Origin of the sequence: Streptomyces sp. NPDC001480 (genome assembly GCF_042894725.1) — a bacterium.
In the GTDB taxonomy this organism is placed as follows: Bacteria; Actinomycetota; Actinomycetes; order Streptomycetales; family Streptomycetaceae; genus Streptomyces.
Window position 1 is genome coordinate 160,226 of the sequence record NZ_JBIAVX010000014.1, and the last position, 18,242, is coordinate 178,467.

The window sequence follows — 18,242 nt, forward strand, 5'->3', positions numbered from 1 at the left end:
CCCCGGGCTCCCGGGGCGCCTTGGCCGCTGCGTTCCCCTTGGCCGAGGGCGCCGACGGAGCCGACGGAGCCGCAGGGGTCGTCGGAGCAGCCGTGCCCTTCGGGGTCGAGGGCGTCGCCTGGGTCGCCTTGATGCGCCGGAGGGTCTGGGTCTTCTCGGCCGCCCCGGGCTCCGCGGCTGCGGGGGGCGTCGGCGCCGCCGGGGCGTGGTTCTCGCCCTGGTCGCCGTTCCCGCCGTTCCGGTCGGACTTGGCGGCCTTATCGGCTTTGTCGCTCTTGTCCGCCGTCTCCTCCCGGCCCTCCGGCTCTCCGGGCCCTTCAGCCGCCAGTGGCTCTCCCGGCGCCCCGCCCTTGTTCGGCTGCTGCGGCTGCGGCTCGTCGCTCATGTCGTGCACGGACTCCTGTGTAACGTCGTGTCGCCGTACGCACTCGTACGCCTTCTGCACCCCCGAGTGAAGACTCTCGCACCAAGCGTTCCGTTCCCGGATTCCGGCGCGCGTCCGGCAGGAAAATGCGTGGTCGGCCGGACCGGCCGCGCAGTAGGCTCCTGCGCTTCGGTGTCAAAAGCTCCGGGAGGTAGATCGACGTGGGCGCGGGACGGTTGTACGCGGCCGTCGCGGCGGGGGGTTTCAGACGGTACGCGACGTATCGCGCGGCCACCGCGGCAGGGGTGTTCACCAACACGGTATTCGGTCTGATCCTCGTCTACACCTACCTGGCCCTGTGGGACCAGCGGCCCCACCTCGGGGGCTACGACCAGGCGCAGGCCGTGACCTATGTGTGGCTCGGGCAGGCGCTGTTCAAGACCCTGGCCAGCGGTGGCGGAGGCGTCGAGGGCGAACTGATGGAACGCATCCGTACGGGGGACATCGCGATCGACCTGTACCGGCCGGTCGATCTTCAGCTGTGGTGGTTGTCGGCCGATCTGGGGCGGGCGGGATTCGAGTTACTGGGGCGCGGTGTGGTGCCCTTCCTCTTCGGGGGGCTGTTCTTCGACCTGGCTCTGCCCACGGACGTTGCGACCTGGGGCGCGTTCCTGCTCGCCGTGCTGCTCGCGATGCTGGTCAGCTTCGGGATCCGGTACCTGGTGGCGCTGACGGCGTTCTGGCTGCTGGACGGGACGGGGGTGACCCAGATGGCGTGGCTGGTCGGCTGGTTCTGTTCCGGAATGCTGCTGCCGCTCAATGTGTTCCCGGGCGCCTTGGGCGATGTCGTACGGGCTCTGCCCTGGTCCTCGCTGCTCCAGGCGCCGGCGGACGTGCTGCTCGGGCACGCCGACCCGCTCGGCACGTACGCCTTCCAGATCACGTGGGCGGTGGCGCTTCTGGCGGCCGGGCGGATGCTCCAGGCGGTCGCGACGCGGAGAGTGGTGGTGCAGGGTGGTTGAGGCCTCCCGGGTGGCGGACGGGCTGCGGGCGTACCGTCTGATCGCCGCGATGTGGATCCGCTCCACGATGGCGTACCGTGCCTCGTTCGTCATGACCACGGTCGGCAACTTCGCGGCGACCATGCTCGACTTCGTCGCGGTCCTGCTGATGTTCTCCCGCGTCGACGCGCTCGGCGGCTACTCGCTGTCCGAGGTCGCCTTCCTGTACGGCCTGTCCGGTGTTTCCTTCGGCCTCGCCGACTTGACGGTCGGGTCCATGGAGAAGCTGGGGCGGCGGGTGCGCGACGGCACGCTGGACACGCTGCTGGTGCGCCCGGCACCGGTGCTGGCGCAGATGGCCGCCGACCAGTTCGCGCTGCGGCGGCTCGGGCGGGTCACGCAGGGGCTGCTGGTGCTGTCGTACGCGCTGGTGCGGGTCGACATCGACTGGACGCCGCTCAAGGTGCTGGTGATGCCGGTGATGCTGTTGAGCGGTTGTGGAATCTTCTGCGCGGTGTTCTTCGCGGGCGCGGCCTTCCAGTTCGTGGCCCAGGACGCCTCCGAAGTGCAGAACGCCTTCACCTACGGCGGTACGACGATGTTGCAGTACCCGCCGACGGTGTTCGCGACGGAGCTGGTGCGCGGGGTGACCTTCGTGCTGCCGCTGGCTTTCGTCAACTGGATCCCGGCGACTTACGTCTTGGGGCGGCCGTACCCACTGGACCTGCCGAGGTGGATGGCGTTCACGCCGCCGCTCGCCGCCACGGCGTGCCTGGCGCTCGCCGGGCTGGCGTGGCGGACGGGGCTTCGGTCGTATCGGAGTACAGGGAGCTAGTTCGCAATGGACCTCGCAATGGACGACGCCGCCGCGGTGGACGGCGGCTTCATCGAACTCGACCGCGTCGAGAAGGTCTTCGACGTCCGCAAGAAGGCCGGCTTCCTGAAGCGGGAGCGCAGGCAGGTGCGGGCGGTCGACTCGATCTCCTTCCGGGTGGCGCGCGGCGAGATGGTGGGCTACATCGGCCCGAACGGTGCCGGGAAGTCGACGACGATCAAGATGCTGACGGGCATCCTGACCCCGAGCGGCGGCCGGCTGCGGGTCGCCGGCATCGACCCCTCCCGCGAGCGCTCCCGCCTGGCGCACCGCATCGGGGTGGTGTTCGGGCAGCGTACGACGCTGTGGTGGGACCTGCCGCTGATCGACTCCTACCGGCTGGTGCACCGCATGTACCGTGTCCCGGACCGGCGTTACGAGGAGAACCTGGAACGCTGCGTGGAACTCCTGGAGCTGTCCGACCTGCTGGACGTGCCGGTCCGTCAGCTCTCCCTCGGCCAGCGGATGCGCGGCGACATCGCCGCGGCGCTGCTGCACGACCCCGAGGTGCTCTACCTCGACGAGCCGACCATCGGCCTGGACGTCATCTCCAAGGCCAAGGTGCGTGGCTTCCTGCGGGAGCTGAACGCCGAGCGCGGCACGACGGTCCTGCTGACCACGCACGACCTCCAGGACATCGAGCAGCTGTGCTCGCGGGTGATGGTCATCGACCACGGCCGGCTGATGTACGACGGTCCGCTCGCGGGCCTGCACGAGGTGGGGGAGAGCGAGCGGACCCTGGTGGTGGACCTGGAGCGGGAGTTGCCGCCGATCGAGGTGCCTCAGGCGCGGGTGGTCAGGGTCGAGGGGCCCCGGCAGTGGCTGGCGTTCCCCGCCGCGCAGTCGGCGGCGCCGCTGGTGGCGCGGGTCGCGGCGGAGTATCCGCTGGTGGACCTGTCGGTGCGGGAGCCGGACATCGAGGCGGTGATCGCGACGATGTACGCCGAGAAGTCGGAGCAGCCGGAGCAGCCGGCCCGGGAGGCGCGGGGCGGCAGCCGGGAGGAGCCGGTGTCATAGCCCTGCGCGCGGCGAACTCGTAGGCTGCTGCCATGACGGACAACGCCCCGGAACTCCGTGCCTCCGACGCCGATCGTGAGCGGGTCACCGAGATCCTGCGGGACGCCCTGGCCGAAGGGCGGCTCGAAATGGAGGAGTTCGAGGAGCGGCTGGAGGCGACGTACAAGGCGCGCACCTACGGGGAGCTGACGCCGATCACCCGCGACCTGCCGGTGCCCGCTGCCGCGCCCGCCGTGTCGATGCGCAAGGAGCCTGTCCCGGACGGGAGTTGGGCGGGTCGGATCGTGGGCCGCGAGGGCTCGTCCGCGGGGGCCGTCGCCATCATGTCCGGCTTCCAGCGCAAGGGGCGCTGGACGATGCCGAAGCGGTTCAACTGCCTCGCCTTCTGGGGCGGCGGGGAGATCGACCTGCGGGAGGCGGACTTCGCCGACCACGAGGTGGAGATCAACTGCGTCGCGATCATGGGCGGGGTGCAGATCGTGGTGCCGCCCGGCGTCGAGGTCGTCGTGCGCGGTTTCGGGATCATGGGCGGCTTCGACCACCGTGAGGACGGCGTCCCCGGGGAGCCGGGAGCCCCGCGGGTGATCGTGTCGGGCTTCGCCTTCTGGGGCGGCGTCGGCATCGAACGCAAGCGGACCCGGGCCGAGCGGGCCCGTCTGAAGGAGGAGCGGCGCCAGGAGAAGCTGGACCGCAGGGCGGAGCGGCACGAGTTGCAGGAGGCCCGGCGGCACGAGCTGGGCGAGGCCCGGCACGAGCGTCGCCGCGAGGAGCGGGAGCACCGCCGTGAGGAGCGGGAGCACCGCCGGTACGGGGAGCGCTGAGCCGCTCCCCGGCGGCACGACTGCGCGGGGCGGTGCCTACAGCTCGGCCTGTCCGGCGCCCTTCAGCTCGCGCAGGTCGAACACCTCGGCCATCTTCCGGAAGCCCTGGTCGCTTGGGTGCAGGTGGTCGCCCGAGTCGTAGTCGGAGCGCAGCCGGCGCGGGTCGTACGGGTCCCGCAGGGCCTTGTCGAAGTCGACCACGGCGTCGTAGACCCGGCCCGCGCGTATCTCGGCGTTGATCTGCTCGCGCACCGCCTCACGGGCCGGCGTGTAGCCGCGGTGGCCCCCGAACGGCATCAAGGTGGCGCCGACGACCCTCAGGCCGCGGGCGTGGGCCTGGCGGACCAGGGTGCGCAGACCGGCGGTGACCTTCGCGGGGTCGGCGAGCTTCGGGTTGCGCAGGATGTCGTTGACGCCGAGGTCGATGACGACGACCTTGACGTTCGTACGGGAGAGCACGTCACGGCCGAAGCGGCCGAGCCCGCTCTGGTTGTCGGCGGGCCGCCCGAGGCCGTCGGCGAGGACCTGGTTGCCGCTGATGCCCTGGTTGACGACGCTGTAGCGGGGCAGGTCGGCGCCGCCCTCGACGGCCGTGCGCAGCCGCTCGCCGAGCACGTCGGTCCAGCGGTGGTTGGCGCCGACGGTGGAGGTTATGCCGTCGGTTATGGAGTCGCCGAGCGCGACGACGGTGCCGTCGGACTCGTTGCTCAGCACGTCAAGGGCCGTCAGGTAGCGCCAGTACGGCGTCTGTTCGGTGTAGCCGGCGGCCGTGGTGTCCTCGGTGCGGTCGCCCGCGGCGATGTACGACACCTGCTGCGCGTGCGGGTGGTAGGTCACCGGGCCCGAGGGGGTGGGGGAGTAGGTGGTGACCAGGACGTCCGTGCCGAGCGGGATGGTGACGCGGACCGCGTCGCTGACCGTCTGGCCGCCGGCCGGGATGACGACGCTCGTGCTGCCGCCGAAGGTGAGCCGCCGCATCGTTTCCGCGGCTGCCTCCGCCGTGTTGTCGCCGGCGGCGACCGCGATCGTGGCGTGCGTGATGGTCAGCGGGGACTGGCCGTAGAGATTGGACAGCGTGACGCGGGCACTCGTACCCCCGGTGCCGGCGTGCACGACGTTGCGCACCGAGCGGCCCGCCATGCCGTTCGTCTCCGTGCCGGGTTCGGCTCCCGCCGGGGAGGTGGACCAGGCGCCGACCCAGGTGCCGGTGGAGGCGGGGGCGACGGCGGTGCCGTGGTGGGGGCGGTCGTCGGCGACGGTGCCGCTGGAAGTGCCTTCGTCGGCCGCGAACCCGACACAGATGGCGGCGGAAAGGGCCACGACCAGTGCGACGAGCGCACTGAGCAGGGCATAACCATGACGCTTGGTCATGCGTGTGTTGTTCTCCTCGGGCGATGGGAGCCCAAGGCTCCGATCTGATGAGTCCATGATGCGTCATGAACCCGCCCACATTGACGCCGGGAACTCCCTTTCTGTTCCGGGAGTAGGTCAGGAAGGGACAATTGTGTGCGGGATCACCGGACGGGTGGAGCAGATGGAACGTACGGAAACGAGAACGCAAGCGGCCTCAGGGACACGGGGAGCCGACTCGGGAACGCCGGGAACGGCCGCGGGGGCACCCGGCGGCACGGCGCCGTCCTACCGCACCATGACCGCCTTCACCCCCGCCGACGAGGAGCGGCAGCGCGGGGTACGGCGCATGAAGCTCACGGCGACCGCCATGCTGCTGTTCGTGGCCGTGGTGTACGTCCTCGCCAAGGTGGCCTCCCACGAGGGCGCCGGCGCCTGGGCGGACTATGTCGCCGCGGCCGCCGAGGCGGGCATGGTCGGCGCCATGGCCGACTGGTTCGCGGTCACCGCCCTCTTCCGCCACCCCCTCGGCCTGCCCATCCCGCACACCGCGATCATCCCCACCAAGAAGGACGCCCTGGGCGTCTCCCTGGGCGAGTTCGTCGGCGAGAACTTCCTCTCCCAGGACGTCGTACGGCAGCGGCTGCGCGCCGTCGGCATCGGCAGCCGGCTGGGCGCCTGGCTGGCGGAACCGGAGAACGCGGACCGGGTGACCGCCGAACTCGCCACCGCCCTGCGCGGCGCGCTGACCGTGCTGCGCGACCAGGACGTGCAGGCGGTGGTCGGCGAGGCGATCACCCGCCGCGCCGACGCCCAGGAGATCGCGCCCGGCATCGGCAAGATGCTGGAGAAGATCGTCGCGGACGGCGGCCACAAACGGGTCGTCGACCTGGTGGTCGCCCGCGCCCACGACTGGCTCGTCCTGCACGGCGACAGCGTGATGGACGCCGTCCAGGGCGGCGCCCCCGGCTGGACCCCGCGCTTCGTCGACAGGAAGGTCGGCGAACGCGTCTACAAGGAGCTGCTGCGCTTCTGCACGGAGATGCGGGACATGCCGTCCCACCCCGCGCGCGGCGCCCTCGACCGCTTCCTCGCCGACTTCGCCTCCGACCTCCAGTCCGACACGGACACCCGCGCGCGCGTGGAGCGCCTCAAGGGCGAGGTGCTGGGCCGCGGCGAGGTCCAGGACCTGATCGCGTCCGCCTGGACCGCCGTACGCGCCATGATCGTCTCCGCGGCCGAGGACGAGCGCAGCGAACTGCGGCTGCGGGTCCGCGCCTCCCTGCTCTCCCTGGGCTCCCGGATGGCCGTCGAGCCCAAGGTCCAGGACAAGGTCGACAGCTGGGTCGAGGGCGCGGCGGTGCACGTCGTCACCACCTACCGCAAGGAGATCACCTCCCTGATCACCGACACGGTCGCGAGCTGGGACGCCGAGCACACCACCCGCAAGATCGAGGCCCACATCGGCCGTGACCTGCAGTTCATCCGGATCAACGGCACCGTGGTGGGCTCGCTGGTGGGGCTGCTGATCTTCACGGTGTCGCGGGTGCTGGGGGCGTAGGAGCGTACGGGCGCAGGTCACGGGAACCCGCACTCCGACCTTGCGAAGAAGGTCAGGAGGAGGGAGTCCATGAGCACAGCCGAGGCCCCGGCCGGCGGGACCGTCACCACCCGCATCCCCGCCAGGCTCGACCGCCTGCCCTGGTCCCGGTGGCACTGGACGATCGTCATCGGCCTGGGCACCGTGTGGATCCTCGACGGCCTGGAAGTGACGGTCGTCGGCAACATCGCGAGCCGCCTGTCCGAGCCGGGCAGCGGGCTGTCGATCTCCTCCGGGCAGGTCACCGGCATCGCGGCCGCGCTGTACGTCGCGGGCGCCTGCGCCGGGGCCCTGTTCTGGGGCCGGCTGACCGACCGCTTCGGCCGCAAGAAACTCTTCATGATCACCCTCGCGGTGTACCTCGCGGCGACGGCGCTGACCGCCGTCTCCACCCAGGCCTGGTGGTTCTTCCTCTTCCGCTTCCTGACCGGCTTCGGCATCGGCGGCGAGTACGCGGCGATCAACTCCGCGATCGACGAGCTGATCCCGGCGAAGTACCGGGGCCGCGTCGACCTGGTCATCAACGGCAGCTTCTGGCTGGGCGCGGTCGGCGGCTCCCTGCTGTCGATCGTCGCGCTGAACACGGCCCTGCTGCCCGAGAACGTCGGCTGGCGCCTGACCTTCGCGCTCGGTACCGTCCTCGCCCTGGTGATCCTGCTGGTCCGCCGCCATGTGCCGGAGAGCCCGCGCTGGCTGCTGATCCACGGCCGGGAACGCGAGGCGGAGGACATCGTCTCCTCGATAGAACAGCAGGTCGAGGCGGACAAGGGCGAGCCGCTCGCGGAGCCCGAGGGCGAGCTGGAGATCCACCAGCGCGGGACCGTCAGCTTCCTGGAGATCGCCCGCACGGTGTTCGCGCAGTACCGCAAGCGGTCCGTGCTCGGGTTCTCCCTCTTCATCGGCCAGGCGTTCCTGTACAACGCCATCACCTTCGGCTTCGGCGCGATCCTCACCAAGTTCTTCGACGTGCCCTCCGACCGCACCGGCTACTACTTCGCCGTCATCGCGGTCGGCAACTTCTGCGGCCCGCTGCTGCTCGGCAAACTCTTCGACACCGTCGGCCGCCGCGTGATGATCTCCTCGACCTACCTCCTGTCCGGCCTGCTCCTGTTCGGCACGGCCTGGCTGTTCGACCGGGGGTCGCTGAGCGCGACCACCCTGACGGCGTGCTGGTGCGCGGTGCTGTTCTTCGCCTCGGCCGGCGCGTCCAGCGCCTACCTGACCGTCTCCGAGGTCTTCCCGATGGAGACCCGGGCGATGTCCATCGCCTTCTTCTACGCCCTTGGCACCGCCGCCGGCGGCATCAGCGGCCCCCTGCTGTTCGCCGACCTCACCAGCACCGGCAAGGTCGGCGACACGGTCCTCGCCTTCCAGATCGGCGCGTCCCTGATGTGCGCGGCCGGCCTGGTCGCCGCGTTCCTCGCGGTCGACGCCGAACGCCGCTCCCTGGAGGACGTCGCCCGCCCGCTGTCGGCCGCGGCGGGCAAGGCGAAGGCGGTGACGAAGGGCCGCAAGGACGCCGCCGCCCGCTCCAAGTCGGCGAGGACGCGGGAGGGGCGGACGGCGTAGCGGGCGCGGGGGCGGCGCGGTTACGAGCTCTCGCTCCCGCGCCGCCCCCGGTCCCGCCGCCGCAGCAGGAGCAGCCCTCCGGCCACGGCGGTGACACCCGCGGCGGCGGACCAGCCGAGGAGGTCGCTGGAACCGGTGGCGGCGAGGTCGTGGTCGTTGCCGGAGCCGGAGCCGGAGCCGGAGCCGGAACCGGTGGCGGGTGAGGGGGAGGCGGCCGACCGCGGGCGGGTCCCGGAGCCGCTCGTGGACGCCTTGGCGGTGGCCGCCGGGGTCGGCGCGGCCGTCGGGTCCGCCGCCTTGTCCCGCGTGTACGCCAGCGTGCCGAAGCCGAGCTGGTCGTACCCGCCGCTGTTCGGCCCGTAGTCCCCGCCGCCGCCCTCGGGCGCGGCCTTGGCGGCGGCCCGGGTCAGGTAGGTGGCGGACAGCCCCCGGCGCTTGGTGTAGTGGTTGGCGATCATCGCCCAGATCGGCCGGATCATGCCCGGGTCGACGCCCGCCGCGGCACTGGCGGTCTCCGAACCGGACCAGCCGTTGACGGCGCCCTTCTTCCGGGTGTTGGCGGTGTACGGGACAGTGCCGCCCAGGCTCCACCTGGCCACGTACTGCGCGCCCTTCAGGAAGCGGCTGTCGTCGTACCCGTACAGGTCGATCCCCTGACTCCAGGCCATCTCGCAGACGGTGCCCATCAGCCCGACGCCGAGCAGCGCGTGCCCCTGGTCGCGGCCGGCCTCCAGCCACTCGGCGAGCCCGTCGTCGTGCACCACGGGGATCGCGTTCCTCACCGAGCCGAGCCCGGCCCCGTTCTTGAAGTACTTGACCACCCGCTCGACCTTGGCCCGGTCGTCGCAGAAGATGCCGGTGGCCAGGACGCAGGCCATGGCGGTCAGGTCCCAGTTGGGCCAGTAGTTGGTGATGACGGCGCCGTTGTGCCGGCTCAGGAAGGACTCGCTGAGCGGCGAGAACACCTCCCGCAGCACCTTCTTCGCCCCCGCCAGGTCGAAGTCGGGGTGGTCGCGGACGAGCTCCGCCGCGTTGGCGAACTGGTAGCCGTACAGCCCGGCCGCGAGGAACCGGTCGGCGCTGCCCGCGATCGAGGTCAGCTTCGCCGACCAGGCGTTGAGGATCGCCACGGCGGTGTCCGCGTGGGCGCTCTCGCCGCTGACATGGTGGCGCAGGGCGTTCTGGTAGGCGGCGTGGATGTCGTTGTAGAGGATCGCGTAGTTCTGCGGGCTGCCCGCCCCCCGGTACACGGTCGCCTGCGGGTTGGCCCGCCAGCCGCTCTGCGCGTGCCGGTTGGCGGTCAGCTTGGCGAATCCGGCCGTGTAGGGGGCGGCACCGGCCTTCACCCTGGCCGCCATGCGGTCGAGGTCGGTACGGGTGTGCAGCAGCCCCGGGTGCGCGAAGGCCGCGCCGGCGGCCGCGGCGGAAGGGGCGGCGACGCCCACGAGGGCGCCCGCGGCCCCTACGGCTCCCGCGGCGTTAAGCAGACCGCGGCGGGTGAGGTGTCGAGTCTCGTGCATGCCCCGGAGACGGGGCCCGGACCGGCCGATAACAAAAAATCCCAGTCAGGGACTCAGGCCCCGGTGGTCGATCCCGGCCGCACGATCATCAGGATCGTCACGGCGGCCCAGAGCAGGTTGAAGATCCCGGTGAACATGGCGACCCGGACGGTCGCCTCGCGCGTACCGCCGCCCTCCACCAGCGCGCTCTGCCCGGGCAGCACCAGCGCGACCAGCACCAGCGCGGCGAGCGCCGTCAACGCGATCGACACGATCAGCCAGGCGCTGCCCAGCACACCCATGTTGCTGGCGGTGGCGAACCCGAAGACCGGGACGGTGACACCGACGACGGCGTACACCTTGCAGATCCGGTGCAGCAGCCGCACGGTCTCACCGGCCCGGGGATCGTCCGGCGCGGCCAGGGCCCGCCGGGCGGCGGGCGGGAACATGCTGGCGGCGACGGTGACGGGCCCGACGGCGACGATCGCGGCGAGGACGTGGACGGCGAGGAGAAACTTGTTCACGGGCTGACGCTAGGCCGCGCGATGATCTTGCGGAAGTGGCGTTATCGCCAGCATCCAACGGAAAAATGCCAGAACGCCACCCCTGCTTCATGCCTCCCTGGCCGCTACGCCCGCCGGTCGGCCACCGCCCAGGAGGTCAGCGCCACGGCCCCGGCGACCCCGAACACCGACGGCCACGCCCCGACCTTCTTCGCCAGCGGATGCGACCCGGCGAACGCGGCGACATAAACGGCGCTCAGCGCACCCGCGGCCTTCCCGCCGGCCTGCCTGCGCCACTGCTGCGCGGCCGCCGCCCCCGCGACGGCCAGAACGGCCCCGCCGAGCTGCCGCTTCCTGGTCCAGCGGGCGACACCGTACCCACCGACGAGCCCCGTGGCGGCCACCACCGAACTGGGAACCCTGGCCATACCTGCCTCCTTCTGCTGTCTGCGCCGAAACTAACTCCCGGATCGACGACACGCTGAACCTGAGTCGGGGGTTGTCAACTTTCCTCTTCGGAGTTATATAAGAAGCCGTAGGGCATCGCACCCAGCACCCGAAGAGAGGAGTGACCCGTGATGCTCATGCGTACCGACCCGTTCCGCGAATTCGACCGTCTCGCGCAGCAGGTCTTCGGATCCGACGCCCGCCCGTCCGCGATGGCGATGGACGCCTACCGTTCCGGGGACGACTTCCTGGTCCACTTCGACCTCCCCGGCGTCGACCCCGAGACGATCGAACTGGACGTCGAACGCAACGTCCTCAACGTCCGTGCCGAGCGCAGGTCCCCCGCCCCCGAGGGCGCGGAACTACTCGTCGCCGAACGGCCCACGGGCTCCTTCACCCGCCAGCTCTTCCTCGGCGACACCCTCGACACGGAGCGCATCGACGCCTCCTACGAGGCCGGAGTCCTGACCCTGCGCATCCCGGTGGCCGAGCAGGCCAAGCCGCGCCGCATCCAGATCACGGGCGGCGAAACCGGCCGCAGGCAGATCAGCGGCTGACCGCAGCAACTGACAGGACCAGCTGACCGAACCAGCTGACAGGACCAGCCGAACGACCAGCTGACCGAACCAGTCGACTGCCGCACCAGGAAAGAAGCGTCCCGCGGGCCGGCACCCCCTCCCCGGCCCGCGGGACGAGGTCACCCAGGCAAGGGAGCCCACACACGATGACCGCGACGACGGTGCCGACCGTGACAGTGCCCAGAGTGACACTGCCGACGCCGACGACACTGAGCGGACCACGCACACCGCACGAACCGCATGAAGCCGCACCGGGCGCACGGACCGGAGGAGGCACCTGGACGGACCTGATCGAGAAGGTCCAGGAAGCCGGCCGTTACCCCACGCGCGAGGAGGCGGAACACATCACCCGCACAGTTCTGACGGCCCTCGGCGCCCACGTGATCGGCGACGAACGCGTGGCCCTGGCCCGCGCCCTCCCCGAGGAGGCGGCGAAGACGGTGGCCTCCCAGATTCCGGCCACCCACCCCCGGACCGCCCCCGAGTTCGTCGACTCGATCGCGGCCCGCATCGAGGGAGCGACCCCCGCCATGGCCCGCTGGGACGTCAGCTCGGTCCTCAGCGTGCTCCCTGACCTTGTCGGCGACGACCTGATCACCCGCATCATCGCCCAACTCCCGCCCGGCTACGCCCTGCTGTTCGGCCGAGCGGACCTGTCCCGCACCCCGTGACCACTCGCTGACCATCCGCCGGGCCGGGCCGCCGCGCCGCCGAATCGATGTGGCGGCGGCCCGGCCCACTGGGCGACTCAGACGCGCTCCAACGGCCGATGCGGCCCCTCCGGAAGCTCGACTCCGATCGCATCCCCGGCCCGCACGACCCCGCCCACCACCACGACACTCATCACACCGGCCTTCCGCACGAGGCTCCCGTCCTCCCCTCGCCCGACGACCTGCTTCAACAGTCCCCGCTGAAAGTTGTCGATCTGAAGACACGGATTCCGCAGCCCGGTCACCTCGACCACGGCCTCGTCCCCGATCCGCAACAGCGTGCCGGTGGGCAGCGCCAGCAGATCGATCCCCCGGGTGGTGATGTTCTCCCCGAGCTCGCCGGCCGCAACCCGAAAACCCGCACCCTCCACCTCCCCGAAGAGCTCCTCATGAATGAGGTGCACCTGCCGAAGATTCGGCTGCGTGGGATCCTGCGCGACCCGGGACCGATGCTTGACCGTCACCCCGGAATGCACGTCCCCCTCCACCCCAAGCCGTGCGAGCAGCTTGATGCTCTCCCGGTTGGGCTTGGTGAACGAGTACTCGCCGTTGCTGCTGACCGCCGTAACCACCGCGTTCATGCTGGCCCCTGCTCCCCTCGTCAGACGTCACACGTTACTCACGAGGAGCCGGTAACCCACATCGATGGCATCGAGCCCCAGCAGCTCAGCGTGCCGCGCGCGCCAACGCCCACTCGCCAGATCATTCGCAAGCCGGCTCAGCCCAGTCCGGATGACGTCTTCCCCGGTCTGCGCACACAGCGAGATCCCCGCCCGCACCTCCGGATCGAGATAAGCCTCGGGCCGACGCCAATAAGCAGCCCCGAACCCGTCCGTACAGTCATGCGGAACAGGAACAACCTCCACCCGAGCCCCACCGAGCAGCTCAGCCAACACCTCCACAGGCACGGCCCGCGCATCATCAAACGCCACTGCCTCCGGCAGATACTCCCGCACGAGCCAGAACCGCTCCCGAAAGACCACCTGATCCCAGGTCAGCACGACAACCCGCCGCCGAGCCACCCGCCGTAACTCCCGCACCCCCGCGGCCAGATCCCCCCAGTGATGCACGGTGAGCAACGCCATCACGGCATCAGCGGCCCCATCCCGCACCGGCAACCGCTCCGCCACCCCCTGCACGGCCGGCGCGGCCCCCACCGGCCGCTGATCCACCATGACCCGACTGGGCTCCACGGCAAGCACAGTCCTCTCCGGCTCATACGACCCGGCCCCCGCCCCCACGTTGATCACATCAGCCATGCCGTCCAGCGCGGCATGAATCCGCACCGCGATCCGCGGATCGGGCCGCCGTGTCCGCGCATAGGTCGTACCGAGCGAGTCGTAGAGCGCCATACCCGCCAGTATCCGAGGAGGAGGCCCGGCCTGAGGCTCCCCTTCACGCCAACCCAAGGGCACCCCACCCAGGTCCCCACTTTCCCCGCGCCGCCCGCTCGCTTCTCCCCCGTGATTCCGCGAGCCGAGTCAAGGGTGGCCCGCAGGGCCATCGGCGCCAGCCGACGCGAGAGCGCAGCGGAGCGGAAGCGCCCTTTACTCAGCCGGATCGGCGCAACCCCTGGGGAAAACTGGCGGGCTCCACCAAGGCGGGTCATGAGAAGGTGCGGTTCGACCCGGCAGAGGGGGAAGAATGGGACTGGTCTACAGCTACGACATCTACCTGCGTCCCCGAAACATAGCCAAGGCGCTGGCCAATCTGGCCCAACTGGCGCCACCGGTTGCTCGCGTGCCGCCCCTCGACATCACCCTGCCCGGCGGTGAACGGCTCGTCCTCCCGTTCACGTCCCACTTCGAGAGCGAGCCGGTCGACTGCTCCACGAGCAGCACGCTCGATCTCGACACGTCCCTCATGTTCGACGCCGATGACGCACTGCGCGAGTACGCGAAGACGGGCGGCCATCAGCCCCAGGCGGACGGGCGCATCCAGATCGGGTACATCTACGCGACGATCCGGTTCGAGTCCTTCCTGCACCCCGGTTATGCGTCGGTGGAATGCTCGGCAGCGACGTCCGGGATGAGCCGCTTGTTCGCGCGGTCGCCCAACATCAGGAAGGCGTTCACCGACCTCACCGCCGCCAGCGGCGGAGTGTGTTGCCTGTTCGACACCGGCGACGGCGGCCCCGAGCAAGTCTGCTGGCTCAACGGCGAGCCCACCCAGGAGATGGTCTTCGGTCCCCGCTTTCCCGATAGGCGAGCCCTTGTGGCGACGTGGCCGGACCCCGAGAGATGAGCACCGGCACCCTCAAACGTCACGCCTCACGACCTTCCCCGGCCGGTCAAACGAGCTGGTAGTCGGTGTGCGGGATGCCCAGTTCCCAGACCGCCTCAAAGGCGCTCGCGCACAGCGCGATCTCCCGGCGGTCCGTGCTCAGGGACGGCTCCAGCCACTCGCCCTCGCCGTCGAAGTGGTTCACCAGCAGCAAGGACGAGTCGAACAGCCAGAAGTCGTTGCCGGGCAAGGCTATGCCGGTGGCGCTCCGTCGTGGGAGCCAGCGCACGTCCTCGCCCGCGGCGATGTTCAGGCCATCCGTCACCTCGTGCTCGAACTGGATGTACTTGCTGACCGGCTCGGACACGATGCGGGCGCGGCGGACCTTCACGCCCCGGCTCGTCGCCTCGGAGACCAGGGTGAGCCAGTCGGCCCACCTCTCGGCTGGGTCGATGGCGACGCCGGCTGCCCAGTCGACATAGGCAGGGTCCGACCTCATGTAGGAGTCCCGCATCTCCAGATGGACAGCCGACTCACGGCAGTCGCGGAACAGCTCCTCGAACGTCGGAACCGTGGCCATGCTGCACCTCCAGGAAGAACTGAACCATGCGTCGCGGAATCTCCACCACGGACTCGTGGCCGGGGATGTCCATCTGGCCCAGTCGCTCGTCGTCCAGCACCTTCCAGCCCTGTACGAGATAGGTGTCCTTCTCGTCGTCCAGGTACACCGTGGGGGAGCCACCGCTAGGGCTCTCGGGATCCTTGCCAAGCTGGCGCAGGGCCATGGTGTCCACCTCCGTCATGGGTGACGATCCGTATGCCAGAGCCTGCCGCCAAGCCGTGGCGGGAAACAGGAACTTGCCGGACTTGCCACGGATGGGGGAGCTACTCCCGGCCGACCGCTGAATCAGCCCTTACTCCGGGCCCACCTGAGGTCGTTGCCAACGAGCCGTTCGACTACTTCGCGGATGTGACCAAGAACCTGTGCCACGCCTCGGCCGACACGGTGAGGCGGGACCCTCCGGGCCGCTTAGAGTCCCGTATCAGCACAAAGTCCGCTACGAAGGCTGCCTCCACACACTCGGTGGTGTTCCCGCCGCTGTACGACGACTTGAACCAGACGGGGTCGGATACGGACTGCGTGCCGACGGTCATTCACAACTCCTTGCGAGCACGGTGGATCACGGCGGAAGAAGCCTCCATGTCCAACGCTTGTGCCCGTAGGTACTCGAACGCAAGTCGGTAGCGCTCCAGTTCCTCGTCCTTCTCCAGGAAGAGGGAGCCGGTGTGGAAGTCGACGTACACCACGTCGAGAGCGGGTTCACGGCCACCGATGATGACGAAGCTGCCCAGTGCCGCCGCATGAGCACCCTTGGAGAAGGGCAGCACCTGAAGGGTGATGTGAGGGGACTCGTTGGCTTCGAGCAGCCGGTCGAGCTGTTCCTTCATGATCTGCGGCGACCCGACGACGCGGCGGATCACGGACTCGTCGAGGATCGCCCAGAGCCGCAGCGGCTTCGGCCGGGCAAGGATGTCCTGCCGCATCATCCGGATATCGACCAGACGCTCGATCTCCGGGGCCTCAAGGGGTACTTCGTTCGCCTTCTGTAGCGCTGTGCTGTATGCGCGAGTCTGCAGGAGCCCCGGTACATAGACGCACGAGAAGTGGCTCTCACCGACGGCTTCGTCCTCCAGCGTGAGCAGCAGGTTCATGCTCTCGGGGATCGAGTCGGCGAAGGAACTCCACCAACCTTGCTGTTTGGCGTCCTTCGCGAGCCCGACGACGGCCTGCCGCTCGGCCTCCGTCGCGCCGTACTCACGGCACAGGGCGTCGACGACGATCCACTTGACCGGCCCGGCCTGGGTCTCGTACCGGCTGACTGTGGCCTTCGAGACACCGACAAGCTGCCCGGCTTCCTCCAACGTCAGCCCTGCGCGGGTCCGAAACTTGCGGAGAGTGGCGCCCAGTTGGCGGCGGCGGGTGGTCATCCGCTCTGACATTCGGCTCCTTCGCTGTGTACCTCGGTCAATGCCCGAGATCCCAACAGGCTAGGTACGCGTCCCAGCGGCTCACCATCGCATTCACTCAATAGATTCTCATGAGAAGTTACACAGCGAGATTTCTCTGTGTCATGCTCGCCTTACCGACAGCTACGTAGTGCAGCCGTACGGACACGGCAGGCGCAGCTCTGCGTAGCTTGGGAGGGAGGAGCGATCATGCCCGACTGCGAGGCCCCCGAACGCCGACTCCGCTGCGTCCTGCCTTTCGAGGCGGCGCCGGCAGAGGTGCGGCTCCTGCGGCGAGCTACGACCAGGCAACTGGACCGGTGGGGAATGCCCGTGGCCGCTGATGAGGCCAGTCTGCTCGTGACAGAGCTGGCGACCAATGTGATCAAACACGTAGGCGAAGGCACGTCAGCGACGCTGATCCTGGAGTGGAGAGGCGAGCGGCTGCGACTCGAGGTGCACGACAAGAGCCCTGCGGTCCCCACCCTCAGGGCGGCGGAGTGCGACGAGGAGTGCGGCCGCGGCCTGCACTTGCTCGCAACGCTGGCCGATGACTGGGGAACCATACTGACAGCGGTCGGCAAGGCGGTGTGGTGCGAGATCCGGCTCAGCGCGGGGCGCACTTGCCGACGCATTGAGCGAGCTGTCGAAGCGCTTGAGGGCTACCAGGGCACTGATGGCCGTGCTCGGCTGCGCGGCAAAGGTCGGGAAGCAGGCATGGAGGAGTCAGCTATTGAACTGATCGCGGACCTGCTCCACTGGACCGCTGCTCGTGGCCATGACCCGGACGACGTCCTTGACCAAGCTCAGATGCACTACGAAGCCGAAGCGGGCGCGGCCTAGTGGGGCAGCGCTTAAGCGGACTTCTGTATCTGCGTCCGGAGGGCGTCCGGGGTGCGCCAGGATTCTCCGCGGTAGCTCTTGTGGCACATGCGGTGGCAGTTCGCGCACAGGAGGGCAAGATCCGCGATTTGGGTCTCCGTCACGCCCGATATGTGGAGAGGCAGCCTGTGGTGGACCTCGATGTAGCCGTCTCCCAGATCGCCGTAGGCGGCGGCAAAGTCGAACGAGCACACCTCACACCGCAGACGGGCGCCCTCTTCCAGGGCTGCCTGGATCTTTCGGTCGCGCAGGGGCTTGTTTCGCTCACGGTAGAGGGCCCAGCGTCTGAGGAGCTGACCCTCGCGTGCCGAATCGGTCTCGCCATCCTGGGCAGGTATGCGGACGATTTCGGCGGATGCCAAGCCCGCACGCAGAGCGCGGGCGGCGGCGAGCATCTCGGCGGTGCGCTCTGTGAAGTCGGCCACCACCTCACGGGTCAGCTGGCCGCCCTTCATGGTGCCCCCGTGATACCCGGCACGGGCTGTCACGATGTTGCCGGTCTTGAAGCTGACGCTGCCAGGGGAGCGGAACCGTGGATCTTCCGCCGCGCCATCGTGCAACGGAAGCCTCCTAAGGAGCTTGGACAGGTGCTGCACCCGCTCGTCCGCTGGCCCCAGCTCACGCCAGCCGTTTTCGACAACGAGCGCGCAGGCCAGCAGCAGCTCGTCACGTGCCCAGTTGATTTGCGCCGCAGCGGTATCGTACGGACATTCGAAATTGTCATGCTGTTGGTGACCGAGGTGGGGCAGAGGATGCCGCACACTGGTGTGTGCCGCCGTGTCGAGTCGCAATGTCAG

21 protein-coding genes are annotated in these 18,242 nt (G+C 69.6%); 10 read left to right on the forward strand and 11 right to left on the reverse strand.

All coding sequences use genetic code 11. The annotated features are described in order from the left end of the window. The first annotated feature begins 585 nt into the window (after positions 1-585). From ACFY01_RS32065 to ACFY01_RS32080, 4 genes are read left to right on the forward strand one after another with little or no spacing between them, the layout of a single operon-like run. On the forward strand, positions 586-1,386 hold the full coding sequence (locus tag ACFY01_RS32065) for an ABC transporter permease (RefSeq protein WP_390739249.1): 801 nt from the start codon (positions 586-588) through the stop codon (positions 1,384-1,386). 49 nt (positions 1,387-1,435) lie between these two features. Next, on the forward strand, positions 1,436-2,200 hold the full coding sequence (locus ACFY01_RS32070) for an ABC transporter permease (protein ID WP_390739339.1): 765 nt from the start codon (positions 1,436-1,438) through the stop codon (positions 2,198-2,200). A 6-nt stretch (positions 2,201-2,206) separates the two neighbouring features. After that, positions 2,207-3,256 carry an ATP-binding cassette domain-containing protein gene (locus ACFY01_RS32075; RefSeq protein WP_390739250.1) on the forward strand — a complete coding sequence of 350 codons (1,050 nt, stop codon included), beginning with the start codon at positions 2,207-2,209 and terminating at the stop codon, positions 3,254-3,256. Between the two features lie 32 nt (positions 3,257-3,288). Further along, entirely contained in the window at positions 3,289-4,077 is a 789-nt protein-coding gene (locus tag ACFY01_RS32080) for a DUF1707 domain-containing protein (protein ID WP_390739251.1), read from the forward strand. Positions 4,078-4,113: 36 nt separating this feature from the next. On the opposite strand, the gene ACFY01_RS32085 is transcribed toward ACFY01_RS32080, so the two are convergent. Continuing rightward, positions 4,114-5,448, reverse strand: a complete 1,335-nt coding sequence (locus ACFY01_RS32085) for an SGNH/GDSL hydrolase family protein (RefSeq protein WP_390739252.1) — start codon at positions 5,446-5,448, stop codon at positions 4,114-4,116. Between the two features lie 277 nt (positions 5,449-5,725). Here ACFY01_RS32085 and ACFY01_RS32090 point away from each other — a divergent pair, with 277 nt between their 5' ends. Next, positions 5,726-6,988, forward strand: coding sequence for a DUF445 domain-containing protein (locus tag ACFY01_RS32090; RefSeq protein WP_390739253.1), 1,263 nt, complete (start codon positions 5,726-5,728; stop codon positions 6,986-6,988). Positions 6,989-7,057: 69 nt separating this feature from the next. Next, positions 7,058-8,596 (forward strand): MFS transporter, encoded by a 1,539-nt coding sequence (locus ACFY01_RS32095; protein WP_390739254.1) that lies wholly within the window; start codon positions 7,058-7,060, stop codon positions 8,594-8,596. A gap of 20 nt (positions 8,597-8,616) precedes the next feature. Here ACFY01_RS32095 and ACFY01_RS32100 read toward each other — a convergent pair whose 3' ends face one another. The 3 genes from ACFY01_RS32100 to ACFY01_RS32110 form a co-directional block, all read right to left on the reverse strand. Next, a complete protein-coding gene (locus ACFY01_RS32100) occupies positions 8,617-10,116 on the reverse strand; it encodes an alginate lyase family protein (protein ID WP_390739255.1) in 1,500 nt (499 codons plus the stop codon). A gap of 53 nt (positions 10,117-10,169) precedes the next feature. Then, positions 10,170-10,619, reverse strand: coding sequence for a hypothetical protein (locus tag ACFY01_RS32105; RefSeq protein ID WP_390739256.1), 450 nt, complete (start codon positions 10,617-10,619; stop codon positions 10,170-10,172). A gap of 104 nt (positions 10,620-10,723) precedes the next feature. Beyond that, the gene (locus ACFY01_RS32110; RefSeq protein WP_390739257.1) at positions 10,724-11,026 is read right to left on the reverse strand and encodes a hypothetical protein; all 303 of its coding nucleotides are present in this window, start codon (positions 11,024-11,026) and stop codon (positions 10,724-10,726) included. A 150-nt stretch (positions 11,027-11,176) separates the two neighbouring features. On the opposite strand from ACFY01_RS32110, the gene ACFY01_RS32115 reads away from it, so the two are divergent. Next, on the forward strand, positions 11,177-11,602 hold the full coding sequence (locus tag ACFY01_RS32115; RefSeq protein WP_390739340.1) for an Hsp20/alpha crystallin family protein: 426 nt from the start codon (positions 11,177-11,179) through the stop codon (positions 11,600-11,602). Between the two features lie 167 nt (positions 11,603-11,769). After that, positions 11,770-12,294, forward strand: coding sequence for a DUF2267 domain-containing protein (locus tag ACFY01_RS32120; protein ID WP_390739258.1), 525 nt, complete (start codon positions 11,770-11,772; stop codon positions 12,292-12,294). A 77-nt stretch (positions 12,295-12,371) separates the two neighbouring features. On the opposite strand, the gene ACFY01_RS32125 is transcribed toward ACFY01_RS32120, so the two are convergent. Beyond that, positions 12,372-12,914: an MOSC domain-containing protein gene (locus ACFY01_RS32125; RefSeq protein WP_390739259.1), complete on the reverse strand. Its 543-nt coding sequence runs from the start codon at positions 12,912-12,914 to the stop codon at positions 12,372-12,374. A 27-nt stretch (positions 12,915-12,941) separates the two neighbouring features. Beyond that, the gene (locus tag ACFY01_RS32130) at positions 12,942-13,685 is read right to left on the reverse strand and encodes a class I SAM-dependent methyltransferase (protein ID WP_390739260.1); all 744 of its coding nucleotides are present in this window, start codon (positions 13,683-13,685) and stop codon (positions 12,942-12,944) included. A 292-nt stretch (positions 13,686-13,977) separates the two neighbouring features. Between ACFY01_RS32130 and ACFY01_RS32135 the strand changes: the two genes are divergently transcribed. Continuing rightward, positions 13,978-14,577: a hypothetical protein gene (locus tag ACFY01_RS32135; protein WP_390739261.1), complete on the forward strand. Its 600-nt coding sequence runs from the start codon at positions 13,978-13,980 to the stop codon at positions 14,575-14,577. A 46-nt stretch (positions 14,578-14,623) separates the two neighbouring features. Here ACFY01_RS32135 and ACFY01_RS32140 read toward each other — a convergent pair whose 3' ends face one another. The 4 genes from ACFY01_RS32140 to ACFY01_RS32155 form a co-directional block, all read right to left on the reverse strand. Further along, positions 14,624-15,136 (reverse strand): DUF6879 family protein, encoded by a 513-nt coding sequence (locus tag ACFY01_RS32140; RefSeq protein ID WP_390739262.1) that lies wholly within the window; start codon positions 15,134-15,136, stop codon positions 14,624-14,626. Continuing rightward, positions 15,090-15,341 carry a hypothetical protein gene (locus ACFY01_RS32145; RefSeq protein WP_390739341.1) on the reverse strand — a complete coding sequence of 84 codons (252 nt, stop codon included), beginning with the start codon at positions 15,339-15,341 and terminating at the stop codon, positions 15,090-15,092. The genes ACFY01_RS32140 and ACFY01_RS32145 overlap by 47 nt, the downstream gene beginning before the upstream one ends. Before the next feature lie 172 nt (positions 15,342-15,513). Next, on the reverse strand, positions 15,514-15,711 hold the full coding sequence (locus ACFY01_RS32150; RefSeq protein ID WP_390739263.1) for a DUF397 domain-containing protein: 198 nt from the start codon (positions 15,709-15,711) through the stop codon (positions 15,514-15,516). Next, positions 15,712-16,557: a helix-turn-helix domain-containing protein gene (locus tag ACFY01_RS32155; protein ID WP_390739264.1), complete on the reverse strand. Its 846-nt coding sequence runs from the start codon at positions 16,555-16,557 to the stop codon at positions 15,712-15,714. Between the two features lie 216 nt (positions 16,558-16,773). On the opposite strand from ACFY01_RS32155, the gene ACFY01_RS32160 reads away from it, so the two are divergent. Then, positions 16,774-17,406, forward strand: a complete 633-nt coding sequence (locus ACFY01_RS32160) for an ATP-binding protein (RefSeq protein ID WP_390739265.1) — start codon at positions 16,774-16,776, stop codon at positions 17,404-17,406. Positions 17,407-17,417: 11 nt separating this feature from the next. Here ACFY01_RS32160 and ACFY01_RS32165 read toward each other — a convergent pair whose 3' ends face one another. Next, positions 17,418-18,236, reverse strand: a complete 819-nt coding sequence (locus tag ACFY01_RS32165) for an HNH endonuclease (protein WP_390739266.1) — start codon at positions 18,234-18,236, stop codon at positions 17,418-17,420. Positions 18,237-18,242 lie beyond the last annotated feature (6 nt).